The organism is Falsiroseomonas tokyonensis (assembly GCF_019024325.1).
GTDB lineage: Bacteria > Pseudomonadota > Alphaproteobacteria > Acetobacterales > Acetobacteraceae > Falsiroseomonas > Falsiroseomonas tokyonensis.
The window spans coordinates 244576-258224 of sequence record NZ_JAFNJS010000001.1; the positions used below are offsets into that span (position 1 = coordinate 244576).

Genomic DNA, 13649 nt, shown 5'->3' on the forward strand with positions numbered 1-13649 from the left:
GCCCGTCGCGGCGACGCCGCTACAGCAGGCTTTCGAGCGCCGCTTCCAGCCGCCGCGTGAAGCCGGCGGAATCGCCCAGCGTGCGCATCCAGGCATCGCCCGCCAGCACCTGCCGCGCCGCGGCCAGCCGGGCCGGATCGGTGGCCAGGGCGATGGCACGGGCGACGTAATCCTCCCGCGTCTCCGTGATGCCATCCGTCAGGCCGATCGCGGTCAGCAGGCTGCAGGCCATGCGCGCGGCGAAGGCGGTGCCGGCCAGCGTCAGCAGCGGCAGGCCCATGCGCAGCGCGTCGCTCGCCACCGTGCCGGAGTTGTAGGGCGTGGTGTCGAGGAACAGGTCGGCCAGCCGCATCCGCGCGAGATACCGCGCCGGCTCCACCCGCGGGCCGAGCACCAGCCGTTCCGGCGCCAGGCCCGCCTCGGCGAAGCGCGCGCGCAGCTGCACGCTGCCGCCATGCCCATCCTCCGGCAGCCAGAGCACGGAGCCCGGCACGGCGTGGAGGATGCGCGTCCAGTCCGCGAAGACCTCCTGCGTGATCTTGTAGAAATTGGCGAAGCAGCAGAAGACGAAGGCGTCTTCCGGCAGCCCCTCCTCCGCCCGCGTCAGGCTGGGCAGGTCCGGCATGCGGCTGTCATTCGCCTGGTAGAGCCCCTCGATCGCCAGCGGCTTCGGCGCATAGAGATGCGCGCGATCCGGTGGCACGGCGATGGCGTCGCACAGAAGAAAATCCAGCTCGGGCAGCGGCACGCTGCCGATATAGCCGAGATAGGTGCCCTGCAGCGGCGCCGGCTTCCAGCGCAGCGTGCCCATCCGCGCACCGCGCGTCAGGCCGTTCAGGTCGATCAGGATGTCGATCTCATCGGCGCGGATGCGCCGTGCCGCCGCCTCGTCATCCATCGCGCCAATGCGCACGTGATGATCCAGCGCCGCGATGACGCGCGCGCGGATCTCGCTGCCATCCTCCGGCGAGGAGCAATAGCCGAAGATCTCGAAGCGCGTGCGGTCGTGGCGCTCCAGCACCTCTGCGATCAGGAAGCTCATCGCATGGCGGCAGAAGTCGGAGGAGAGGTAGCCGATGCGGATGCGGTCGTGGCGATAGAACTGGGCCGGCGCCAGGCGCTGCGGCGCGGCGGGCACCTTGCGCTCCAGCCAGGTGGCGACGATGCGGCGCTGCAGGTCAACATCGTCGAACAGCGCGAGCGCGCCGAGCGGCCCCGCATGCAGCTGCGCCTGTTCTGCCGAAAGGCCCGGTATATCGCCCGCATGAATCGGCCACAGGCACAGCTTCTGCCGCAGATGCGTCCAGTGCTGCAGCACATCGGGCTGCGCCGGGTCGCTGGTCAGGCTGGCGCGCAGCGCCTGCTCGGCCTCCGCGAAGCGGCCCGCCTGTTCCAGCAGGCGGCCGCGCTGGTTCAGCAGGTTCCGGCGCACCGGCTCGGGCTGCAGCGCCTGCTGCCAGGTGGCCAGCGCGGCCTCCACCTGGCCGGCCGATTCCAGCGCCAGGCCCAGGTTGATCGCCGCCTCGTGGAAATCCGGCTTCAGCGCCAGGGCATTGCGGTAGCAGGTCACGGCGTGCGCCGGGTCGCCGGTCTGCACCAGCTCAACGCCCAGGTTGAACCAGGCCGCCATGGCCTGCGGATGGCCCGGATTGGCGGCGAGCCAGGCCTGGTAGACGGCGATGGTGACGCCGCGGCGCCCCTCGCGGCTGGCCTGTTCCAGCAGCGGCAGCAGCCCTTCCAGCCGGATGGCGCGCAGGCCCCGCTGGCGCCGCGCCTCCTCCGCCGGCGGCAGCAAGGCGGGCCAGCTGGGGCCGGCGATCAGCCCGGCGAGCCAGCCGATATCCAGCGTGTCGGAGGGCACCAGCGCGTTCATGGCGGGCTCCACAGGCGCCCATCGGGCGGCAGCTTCTGGAAGGCGTGGCGGCGCGCGAGCCTTTGCTGCCAGCGGGCCTCGTAATCCGGCAGGGTGCCGGTCTCCTGCGCCTCATGATCCTCGGCGGCGCCGAGATCCAGGTAGGTGTCGAGATTCGAGAGGTCGGGCCGCGGCAGGCGCCCTTCGCGAAAATCCTGCCACATGCCGTCGAAGGCCTGCTCGATGTGCCGCACGAAGTTCTGCGTGTCGTAGAGCAGGGAGGTTTCCCGGAAGGCCAGCAGGCGCGGGCGATAGGCGCGCAGCCGCGCCGGGTCCTGGCCCAGCGCGATGGCCTGGGCGACGTAATCGGCTGGCGTGTCGCAGACCAGTTCCGGCACGCCGGCGGCGCGCACCAGGCTGGCACAGACGCGACTCGCAAAACCGCGGCCCGGCAGGGTCAGCACCGGCGTGCCCATCCACAGCGCGTCGGAGGCGGTGGTATGCGCGCCGTAGGGCGCCGTATCCAGGAACAGGTCGGCGGCGGCATAGCGCGCGACATGATCGGCATTGCCGGCCATCGGCGCAAAGATCAGCCGCGCGGGATCGATGCCCGCCGCCTGCGCGCGCTCGCGCAGCTTCACATCCACGGCGTCGCTGGATTTCAGCAGCCAGAGCACGCTGCCCGGCACGCCGCGCAGCACCTGCATCCAGCGATCGAAGCCGAAGGGCGTGATTTTCTGGGTACCATTGAAGCTGCAGAAGACCACCGCGTCTTCCGGCAGGCCGAGCGCGGCGCGCGTAGGCACCGCGCCAACGGTGCGATGCCTGTCATTCGGCTGGTAGCAGGGCAGCCGCCGCACTGCCTCGGAGTAGTAGCGCTCGCTGCCCGCGGGGATGATGACCTCGTCGCCCAAAATATAATGGTGATAGGGCGTGCCCATGGTGCCGGCATAGCCGAGCCAGTTGACGATGACGGGCGCTGGCCGGCGGGAGAGCAGCCTGGTGCGCGCGCCACGGGTATGGCCGTTGATGTCCACCAGGATGTCGATGCCATCCGCCAGCATGCGCGCCAGCGCCGCGTCGTCGTCCATCGGCGTGATGTCGCACCAATGCTCCACGCTGCCGCGGATGCGCGCCTTCACCGCATCCTCCTGCGGGATGCCGCAGTAGTAGACGAAGACCTCGTAGCGGTCGCGATCGTGCAGCCGGTACATGTCGGCCGTCAGGTGCCCGATGGCATGGGAGCGCAGATCGGAGGAGAGGTAGCCGATGCGCAGCCGGGGCGAGGGCGGCCGTGCGGCGAAGTCCGCATCGGTCCGGAAATCCGCCGGCACGCCGAACTCGGCGCGGCTGTAGGATGCGGCCAAAGCGAGCGCCAGCATCGGGTCGTCGGTATGGGTCACCAGGCTGAGCGGCGCCATGCCGCGCAGCAGCGCCGGGCGGTCCAGCGCGCCGACCGGTTCCAGCAGCGGCCAGGCGCATTGCCGCTGGCGCAGGCTGATCCAGTGCTGCACCACGTCACGCTGGGTCGGCGCGATCTCGATGATCTGGCGCAGATGCTCCTCGGCCTGCGCATGGCGCTGCACGGATTCCAGCACGCGGGCGATGTGCTTCAGCGCGGTGGTCTTGTAGGCCAGGCTGTCGCCGGACACCGCGGCCAGCGTCGCCGTCGCATGCGCCCAATGGCTGATCGCGGGCTCCGTCGCGCCCAGCCTTTCATAGACCACGCCGAGATTGATGAAGGGCGGCAGGAAGGTGGCGTTGCGCTTGATCGCTTCGCCAAAGGCCGCCGCGGCGCCGGCGAGATCGTCGAGGCCCGAGAGCAGCACGCCGTAGTTGAAATAGACCGCATGGCCCAGCGGGTCCGAAGGGTGGCGGGCCAGCCAGTCCCGGTACAGCGCCGCGGCCTGCGGCGCCTGGCCCGCGCTGGCCATCTGCTGCGCCGTGCCGAAGAGGTCGGCAACGTTCTCGATCTGCATGCTTCCATCCTGGCGCGCGTGCCGCGGGCGCGCAGCATGGCGGCGCTTGGTGAAGAAGCGGTGAACGCCCCGGGCGCAGGATTTCGGCTGGCCGCATGGCTGCGATTCATCGGGCGTCAAGGGTTCCTCCCTAGTCTCGCCGCACGCCGGGACGACAGAATGTCCACCCCGCCCCTACTGCGCCGCCTGACTCGGGATCGCTGGTTCCTGGCGCGGTTCATCATGCCCAGCCGGGAGACATGGCGATGGCGCTGTTCGATGCCCTGACGACGACCCAGATCGGCCAGCTGACGACGACGACCATCGCCGCGCTGACCACCACCGAGGTCCGCTCGCTGGCGACGACTCAGATTGCCGCCCTGACCACGACACAGGTCACCGCCCTGGCCTCCACCCATCTCGGCGCGCTGCACAGCACGCAGGCGGCGGCGCTGGAGACGACGGATCTCGCGGTGCTCGGCACGGCGCAAATCCGCGGCCTGGTCTCCACGCAGCTGACCGCGCTGAGCACGACGCAGCTGGGCGCCATCACCACGACGCAGATCGGCGCCCTCACCTCCACCCAGGCCAGCGTGCTGACCACCACCCAGGTGGCGGCGCTGACCACCACGCAGATCGGCGGGCTCGGCACCACCCAGGTGACGGGCCTGAGTTCGCAGCAGCTGGCGGCGCTGACCACCACCCAGGTGGGCGCGCTGACCTCGACCCAGCTGGGCGCTATCGGCGTCACCAAGATCCGCGGGCTGGAGACGACGGACCTCGCCGCGCTGACCACGACGCAGATCGCGGGCCTGACGACGGCGCAGCTGGCGGGCCTCACCGCCACCCAGGCGGCGGCGCTGGAGACCACGGACCTGGTGGCGCTCACCACCACGCAGCTGCGCGGCCTGGCCAGCACCCAGCTCGCCGCGCTGACCACCACCCAGGCGGCGGCGCTCACCACCACGCAGCTCACCTCGCTGACCACCACCCAGATGGCGTCGCTGACCACGACGCAGATGGCGGCGCTGACCACCACGCAGGTCGCGGCACTCGGCACCACGCAGGTGGGCGGGCTGACCTCGGCCCAGATCGGCGCGCTGAGCACGACGCAGGTGGGCGTGCTGACCTCCACCCAGATCGGCGCCATCGCCACCGGCCAGATCCGCGGCATCGAGACGACGGACCTGGCCGCGCTGACCACCACCCAGGTCGCGGGCCTGACGGCGACGCAGCTCGGCGCGCTGAGCGCGACGCAGATCGTGGCGCTGGAGACCACGGACCTGGCCGCGCTGACCACGACGCAGCTGCGCGGCCTGACCACCACGCAGATGGCGGCGCTGACCACGACGCAGGCCGCGGCGCTGACCACCACGCAGATCGGCGCGCTGGCCAATACGCAGGTGGCGGGGCTGAGCTCGCTGCAGCTGCCGGTGCTGACCACGACGCAGATCGGCGCCCTGACCTCGACCCAGATCGGCAGCATCAGCAGCATCGCGCTGCGCGGCATGGAGACGACGGATCTCGCCGCGCTGACCACCACCCAGGTGGCGGGCCTGACGGCGACGCAGATCGGCGCGCTCACCACCACCCAGGCGGTGGCGCTGGAGACGACGGACCTCGCCTCCCTCACCACGACGCAGCTGCGCGGCCTGACCTCGACGCAGCTGGCCGTGCTGACCACGACGCAGGCGGTGGCGCTGACCTCGACGCAGATGGCGGCGCTGACGGGGACGCAATTCGCCGCGCTGAACTCCACCCAGGCGGCCGCGCTGACCACCACCCAGATCGGCGCCCTCGGCACCACCCAGGTGGCCGGGCTGACCAGCGCGCAGCTGGCCGCGCTGACCACCACGCAGATCGGCGTGCTCACCTCCACCCAGATCGGCGCCATCAGCAGCACGGCGCTGCGCGGGCTGGAGACGACGGATCTCGCGGCGCTGACCACGACGCAGATCGGGGGCCTGACGACGGCGCAGGTGGCGGCCCTGACCACCACCCAGGCGGCAGCGCTGGAGACCACGGATCTGGTGGCGCTGACCACCACCCAGCTCGGCGGCCTGACCTCCACCCAGATGGCGGCGCTGACCACCACCCAGGCCGCGGCGCTGACCACCACCCAGATCGGCGCGCTCACCACCACCCAGGTGGGCGGCTTCACCACCACGCAGGTGGGCGCACTCACCACCACCCAGATCGGCGCCTTCGGCACCACCCAGATCCAGGGCATCACCACCGGCCAGCTGGCCGCACTCACCACCACCCAGATCGGCGTTCTCACCTCCACCCAGATCGGCGCCATCCGCCGCAACTGGATCACGGGGATGGAGACCACTGATCTTGCGGCGCTCACCACGACGCAGATCGGCGGGCTGATCTCCACCCAGATCAATGCGCTGACCACGACGCAGGTGGCCGCGCTGGAGACCACCGACCTCGCCGTGCTCACCACGACGCAGCTCACCGGCCTCAGCTCCACCCAGCTCGGCGCGCTCACCACCACCCAGGCCGCGGCGCTGACCACGACCCAGCTCGGCGCACTCGCCACCACCCAGCTCGGCGGCCTGAACAGCAGCCAGCTGGCGGCGCTGAGCACCACGCAGATCGGCGTGCTAACTTCGACCCAGATCGCCAGCATCAGCTCCACCGCGCTGCGCGGCATGGAGACGACGGACCTCGCCGCGCTGACCACCACGCAGGTGGCGGGCCTGACGGCGGCGCAGATCGGCGCGCTGACCACCACCCAGGCCGCGGCGCTGGAAACCACCGACCTCGCCGCCTTCACCACCACCCAGCTGCGCGGCCTGACCACCACGCAGATCGCGGCGCTCAGCACCACCCAGGCGGTCTCGCTGACCTCCACGCAGATGGCCGCGCTGGCTTCCAGCCAGTTCGCCGCGCTGACCTCCACCCAGGTGGGCGTGCTGACCACCACCCAGATCGGCGCGCTGGGCACCACCCAGGTGGCCGGGCTCACCTCCGCCCAGGTCGCGGCGCTGACCACCACGCAGATCGGCGTGCTGACCACGACGCAGATCGCGGCGATCGGCTCCACCCAGCTGCGTGGCATGGAGACCACCGACCTCGCGGCGCTGACCACGACGCAGATCGGCGGGTTGACCACCGCGCAGATCGCCTCGCTGACCACGACGCAGGCCGCGGCGATGGAGACGACCGACCTGGTGGCGCTGACGACCACCCAGCTCGGCGGCCTCACCTCCACCCAGATGGCGGCGCTGACCACGACGCAGGCCGCGGCGCTGACCACCACGCAGATCGGCGCGCTCACCACCACCCAGGTCGGCGGCTTCACCACCACCCAGGTGGGCGCACTCACCACCACCCAGATCGGCGCCTTCGGCACCACCCAGATCCAGGGCATCACCACCGGCCAGCTGGCCGCGCTGACCACCACCCAGATCGGCGTCCTCACCTCCACCCAGATCGGCGCCATCCGCCGCAACTGGATCACCGGGATGGAGACGACCGACCTCGCGGCCCTCACCACCACGCAGATCGGCGGGCTGATCTCCACCCAGATCAACGCGCTGACCACGACGCAAGTGGCGGCGCTGGAGACCACCGACCTCGCCGTGCTGACCACGACGCAGCTGGTGGGCCTCAGCTCCACCCAGCTCGGCGCGCTGACCACGACGCAGGCCGCAGCGCTCACCACGACGCAGCTCGGCGCGCTCGCCACCACCCAGCTTGGCGGCCTGAACAGCAGCCAGCTGGCGGCGCTCTCCACCACCCAGATCGGCGTGCTGACCTCCACCCAGATCGCCAGCATCAGCTCCACCGCGCTGCGCGGCATGGAGACCACCGACCTCGCCGCACTCACCACCACGCAGATCGGTGGCCTCACCACCGCCCAGATCGCGGCGCTGACCACCACCCAGGCCTCGGCGATGGAGACGACGGACCTGGTGGCGCTGACCACCACGCAGCTGCGCGGCCTCAGCTCCACCCAGGTGGCGGCGCTGACCACGACGCAGGCGGCGGTGCTGACCACCACCCAGGTGGCCGCGCTCACCACCACCCAGGTGGCGGCGCTCACCACCACCCAGGCCGGCATCCTCACCACCACCCAGCTCGGCGCCTTCGGCACCACCCAGGTCGCGGGCCTCACCTCCGCCCAGCTGGCGGCGCTGACCACGACGCAGGTGGGCGTGCTCACCTCCACCCAGATCGCCGCCATCACCAGCACCGCCCTGCGCGGGATGGAGACGACGGATCTCGCCGCACTGACCACCACCCAGGTGGCCGGCCTGACCACCGCGCAGATCGGCGCGCTGACCACCACCCAGGCCGCGGCGATGGAGACCACCGACCTGGTGGCGCTGACCACCACCCAGCTCGGCGGTCTCAGCTCCACCCAGCTCGGCGCGCTGACCACCACCCAGGCGGCCGCGCTGACCACCACGCAGATCAGCAACCTGACCACGACCCAGGTGGGCGGCTTCACCACCACCCAGGTCGCCGCGCTTACCACCACCCAGATCGGCGCCTTCGGCACCACCCAGATCCAGGGCATCACCACCGGCCAGCTGGCCGCGCTGACCACCACCCAGATCGGCGTCCTCACCTCCACCCAGATCGGCGCCATCCGCCGCAACTGGATCCGGGGCATGGAGACCACCGACCTTGCGGCCCTGACCACGACGCAGGTCGGCGGCCTCACCTCCGACCAGGTGAACGGGCTGACCACCACCCAGGTGGCGGCGCTGGAAACCACCGACCTGGCGGTGCTGACCACCACCCAGCTCGGTGGCCTCACCTCCACCCAGCTTGGCGCGCTGACCACGACCCAGGCGGCCGCGCTGACCACGACCCAGCTCGGCGCCCTGGTGACCAGCCAGGTGGCGGGGCTCGCCTCCGGCCAGTTGGCGGCGCTGAGCACGACGCAGATCGGCGCGCTCAGCTCCACCCAGATCGCCAGCATCAGCTCCACCGCGCTGCGCGGCATGGAGACCACCGACCTCGCCGCGCTGACCACCACCCAGATCGGCGGCCTGACCTCGGCGCAGATCGCGGCGCTGACCACCACCCAGGCCTCGGCGCTGGAAACCACCGACCTGGCCGTGCTCACCACCACCCAGCTGCGCGGCCTGACCACCGCCCAGGTTGCGGCGCTGACCACGACGCAGGCGGCGGCGCTGACCACCACGCAGGTTGCCGCGCTCACCACCACCCAGGTGGCGGCGCTCACCACCACCCAGGCCGGCATCCTCACCACCACCCAGATCGGCGCCTTCGGCACCACCCAGGTGGCGGGCCTGACCAGTGCGCAACTCGCCGCGCTGACCACGACGCAGATCGGCGTGCTGACCTCCACCCAGATCGGCGCCCTCGTCACCACCGCCATCCGCGGCATGGAGACGACGGACCTCGCCGCGCTGACCACCACCCAGGTGGCCGGCCTGACCACGGCGCAGCTCACGGCCCTGACCTCGACCCAGGCCGCGGCGATGGAGACCACGGACCTGGTGGCGCTGACCACCACGCAGCTACGTGGCCTGGCCAGCACCCAGCTGGCGGCGCTGACCACCACCCAGGCGGCCGCGCTGACCACCACCCAGCTGGCGGCGATGACCACCACCCAGGTGGCCGCGCTGACCACGACGCAGATGGCGGCGCTGACCACCACCCAGGTGGCGGGCCTCGGCACCACCCAGGTGGCCGGCATCACCTCCGGCCAGCTGGCGGCGCTGACCACGACGCAGATCGGCGTGCTGACCTCGACCCAGATCGCCGCCCTCGTCACCACCGCCCTGCGCGGCATGGAGACGACGGACCTGGCCGCGCTCACCACCACGCAGATCGGCGGCCTGACCACGGCGCAGGTCACCGCGCTGACCACCACCCAGGCGGCGGCGCTGGAGACGACGGACCTCGCGGTGCTGACCACCACCCAGCTCGGCGGCCTCACCTCCAGCCAGCTGGCGGCGCTGACCACCACCCAGGCGGTGGCGCTGACCACGACGCAGCTCGGCGCCCTGGCCACCAGCCAGATCGCCGGCCTGAACAGCGGCCAGCTGGCCGCGCTGACCACCACGCAGATCGGCGCGCTGAGCTCGACGCAGATCGGCGCCATCGTCACCACCGCCATCCGCGGCATGGAGACGACGGACCTGGCCGCCCTGACCACGACGCAGATCGCCGGCCTGACCACGGCGCAGATCACCGCTTTGACCTCCACCCAGGCGGCGGCGCTGGAGACCACGGACCTGGTGGCGCTCACCACCACCCAGCTGCGCGGCCTGGCCAGCACCCAGATCGCGGCGCTGACCACCACCCAGGCCACGGCGCTGACCACGACGCAGCTCGCCTCGCTGACCACCGCCCAGACGGTGGAGCTGACCACCACCCAGGTGGCGGCGCTGACCACCACCCAGATCGGCGGCCTGGGCACCACCCAGATCGGCGGCCTGGACAGCGCCCAGCTGGCCTCGCTGACCACCACCCAGGTGGGGGTGCTGACCTCCACCCAGATCGGCAGCATCAGCAGCGCGCAGATCCGCGGGCTGGAGACGACGGATATCGCGGTGCTGACCACCACGCAGTTCGGCGGGCTGACCTCCACCCAGCTCGGCGCGCTGACCACCACCCAGGTCACGGGCCTGACCACCACGGGGCTGGCGGCTATCACCACCACCCAGCTCACCGGCCTGACCGTGACCCAGATCGGCACGCTGACCACGACCCAGGTCGCGGCGCTGACCAGCACCTCCATCACCGCGCTGACGACGCGGCAGATGGAAGGGCTGACCACGACGCAGCTCGCCTCGCTCAGCACCACGCAGATCACGGCGCTGGAGGTGGCGGACATCACCGCGCTGACCGATACGCAGGTGGCGGGCTTCACCAGCACGCAGATCGGCGCGATGACCTCGAACCAGGTGAACGCGCTCTTCGCCTGACCCGGTACGGAGGGGGTCCGCCCCCTCCTACCCCTGGTGCCCGGAAACCCGCGCAGCGGCGTCCCGCTTCAGCCGCAGCGCGCCGGGCAGCATCGCCAGCATCACCAGGCCGGCCACCACGAAGCCGGCCTGGAACTCCGCGAGGCCGGGCGCCGCCGTGCCCCGCCATTCCATCCCCGCCGCCAGCGTCAGCGACCCCAGCACCACCCCCAGCGCCACCGAGAATTGCTGGATGGTGCCGGTCATCGCCGTGGCGGCGGCCAGCTTGTTCTGCGGCACATCGGCAAAGGCCATGGTCGCCATCGAGGTGAATTGCAGCGAGCGCGACAGCCCGCCCGCCGCCAGCACCGCGAAGATGGCGATCGGTGGCCAGGCCGGGTTGAACAGGGCGCAGACGGCGACGCCGGCCGCCGCCAGCACCGAATTCACCACCAGCACGCGCCGGAAGCCGAAGCGCTGCAGCAGCGGGCGGATCAGCGGCTTCATCACCAGCGCGCCCAACGCCGTGGCGAAGGTTACCAGCCCGCTGCCCGAGGCCGAGAGCCCGAAGACCAGCTGCAGCGTCAGCGGCAGCAGGAAGGGCAGTGCCCCGGCGCCGACGCGGAACAGCGTGCCGCTCAGCATCGGCATGCCGAAGGTGGGAATCGCCAGCAGCGAGAGGTCCACCGCCGGCCGCACCACCTGGCGCGAATGCAGCACCGCCGCGACGGTCGCCAGCAGGCCGAGGCCCAGCGCCACCACCGTTACCCAGCCCGGCAGCAGGCTGCGGCCGATCGTCTCCAGCCCCGAGACCAGCAGCGCCAGCGCCAGGCCCCAGAGGATCAGCCCGCGCGTGTCCAGCGGCCCGGGATCCTGCTTCTCCATCTCCGGGATGAAGCGCCAGACCAGCAGCAGGCCGAGCGCGCCGACGGGGATATTGATCCAGAAGACCGCGCGCCAGGACACGGCATCGGTGAGCAAGCCGCCGATCGGCGGGCCGAGGACCGGGCCGAGCAGCGCCGGCATGGTCAGCCAGGTCATCGCCGTCAGCAGTTCTTCCTTGCTGACGCGGCGCAGCAGCAGCAGGCGGCCGACCGGCACCATCATGGCCCCGCCGAGTCCCTGCAGCACCCGGGCGCCGACCAGCGTGCCCAGCCCCTGGGCCAGCCCCACCAGGGCGGAGGCGCCCGTGAAAACCAGGATCGCCCACATGAAGACCCGCCGCGGGCCGAAGCGGTCCGCGATCCAGCCGGAGACCGGGATGAAGACGCAGAGCGCCACCAGGTAGGAGGTGATGGCGACCGAGAGATGCACCGGGTCCTGCCCCAGGTCCCGCGCCATGGAGGGCAGCGCGGTGGCCACCACGCTGCTGTCCAGGTTCTGCATGAACAAGGCGCTGGCGACGATCGCCGCGACGATTCTCGGGTCACGCAATTTGGAGGAAGTGCCACTCACGCGGACGCCATCTCCCGCAGCTTCGCCCGCTGGATCTTTGGGCCGTTCGGGCCGTCCACCACGGGGAAGGCCGCCAGCGCCACGATCCGCGCCGGCACCTTGAAGCGCGCGAGGCTGTTCCGGCAGGCGGCCATCAGCGCCGCCTCGTCATAACTGGGGCCGGGGATGATGAAGGCGACCGGCTTGCCGCCCGCCTCCACCACCTGCGCGGCCGCGACGCCCGGCTGGGATTGCAGAAAACCCTCGATCTCCTCCGGCGAGACCAGGAAGCCGCCGATCCGCAGCGCATCCCCGCGGCGGGTGCGGAAGCCGAAGCCGCCATCGGGCTGCGGCTCCGCCAGGTCGCCGCTGCGGAACCAGCCATCCTCGGTGCGCGCGGCGGCGGTGGCCTCCGGGTTGCCGAGGTAACGGTCGAACAGGGAGGGGCCGCGCAGCAGCAATTCGCCATCCTCCGCGATCCGCCAACCGGCCGCGGCGCTGACCGGGGCGCCGCCGCCCACCGCGCGATGCGGGCCGCCAGGATCCTGGCCGGCAAACAGCGCCTGCACTTCCGAACTGCCATAGACGCCGCGCACCGCGAGGCCGAGCGCGTCGGATTCCGCCAGCACCCGCTCCGCCTGGCCATGAAAACTGGCGAAGCCGGTGAAGCGGAAGCCGGGGTAGGGTCGGCCGCCGGCGGCCTCGGCCAGCATCAGCAGCCATTCATCGCCGCCGACCATATGGGTGATGGACTCGGCGCGGATCAGCGCATCCGCCGCCTTCGCGTCCAGCTTCTCCAGGCAGACGATGCGCGCGCCACCCGCCACCGCCGCCAGCGCCGCGCTGAGCCCGAAGGTGCCGCAGAGCGGCACGGCGGCGAGCAGCGCGGCGCCCGGCGCATCGGTGCCGATGGCGACCGCCACATCCGCCGCATGGCCGGCGATCGAGGCCTGGTGGTGCAGCACCAGTTTTGGACCGGCCGTGGTGCCGCTGGTGGTGAAGGTGAGGCACTCGGCCCCGGGGGTGGCGGAATCGGGCGACTCCTCGGCCGCCAGCAGCGTCGCGCGGGTCAGCACCGGAAGGCCCGCGAGGGTGCCCTCCCCCAGCCCGTCCATCCCCAGCACCAGCCGCAGCGATCCCGGCGGGTCCGGCAGCACGGTGGCGGCATCGACGGCCGTGAAATCCCGGGCGACGGCGATCGCCTTGGGCTGGGCGCGGGCCAGCAGGTTGCCGATCTCGAGCGTCCGGAAGCGGGTGTTCAACAGCACCGCGCAGGCGCCGCGCCGGGCCAGGGCGAAAAGCAGCAGCAGAAAATCCGGGCGGTTCGGCAGGAAGACCGCCACGCGGTCGCCCGGGCCGATCCCCGCCGCCGCCAGCCCCCCGGCCAGGCGGCCCACCTGCGCCGCCACCTCGCGCCAGCTCAGCCCGCCAAAGGCTGGCGCGGCGGGGTGGGCGGCGGCGGTGCGCGCCAGGAGGGCGGTGAGTGTGCTGGGGCGTTGCATTGTC

Annotated in this window: 5 protein-coding genes; 1 reads left to right on the top strand and 4 read right to left on the bottom strand. The window is 71.7% G+C overall.

The features are described from left to right. Positions 1–19: 19 nt before the first annotated feature. Positions 20–1873 (bottom strand): O-linked N-acetylglucosamine transferase, SPINDLY family protein, encoded by a 1854-nt coding sequence (locus tag J3S20_RS01165; RefSeq protein ID WP_216833851.1) that lies wholly within the window; start codon positions 1871–1873, stop codon positions 20–22. Then, positions 1870–3831 (bottom strand): O-linked N-acetylglucosamine transferase, SPINDLY family protein, encoded by a 1962-nt coding sequence (locus tag J3S20_RS01170; protein ID WP_246602221.1) that lies wholly within the window; start codon positions 3829–3831, stop codon positions 1870–1872. Before J3S20_RS01170 ends, J3S20_RS01165 begins: the two co-directional genes overlap by 4 nt. A gap of 245 nt (positions 3832–4076) precedes the next feature. Between J3S20_RS01170 and J3S20_RS01175 the strand changes: the two genes are divergently transcribed. Next, entirely contained in the window at positions 4077–10730 is a 6654-nt protein-coding gene (locus J3S20_RS01175; protein ID WP_216835506.1) for a beta strand repeat-containing protein, read from the top strand. 27 nt (positions 10731–10757) lie between these two features. Here J3S20_RS01175 and J3S20_RS01180 read toward each other — a convergent pair whose 3' ends face one another. Beyond that, a complete protein-coding gene (locus J3S20_RS01180) occupies positions 10758–12143 on the bottom strand; it encodes an MDR family MFS transporter (protein ID WP_281419394.1) in 1386 nt (461 codons plus the stop codon). Positions 12144–12160: 17 nt separating this feature from the next. Further along, positions 12161–13645 carry an AMP-binding protein gene (locus J3S20_RS01185; protein WP_216833852.1) on the bottom strand — a complete coding sequence of 495 codons (1485 nt, stop codon included), beginning with the start codon at positions 13643–13645 and terminating at the stop codon, positions 12161–12163. Positions 13646–13649 lie beyond the last annotated feature (4 nt).

What these genes read in the sequence shown, in the direction of transcription:
- J3S20_RS01165 (WP_216833851.1), bottom strand. Translation starts at nt 1,873, where the DNA reads ATGAACGCGCTGGTGCCCTCCGACACGCTGGATATCGGCTGGCTCGCC.
- J3S20_RS01170 (WP_246602221.1), bottom strand. Translation starts at nt 3,831, where the DNA reads ATGCAGATCGAGAACGTTGCCGACCTCTTCGGCACGGCGCAGCAGATG.
- J3S20_RS01175 (WP_216835506.1), top strand. Translation starts at nt 4,077, where the DNA reads ATGGCGCTGTTCGATGCCCTGACGACGACCCAGATCGGCCAGCTGACG.
- J3S20_RS01185 (WP_216833852.1), bottom strand. Translation starts at nt 13,645, where the DNA reads ATGCAACGCCCCAGCACACTCACCGCCCTCCTGGCGCGCACCGCCGCC.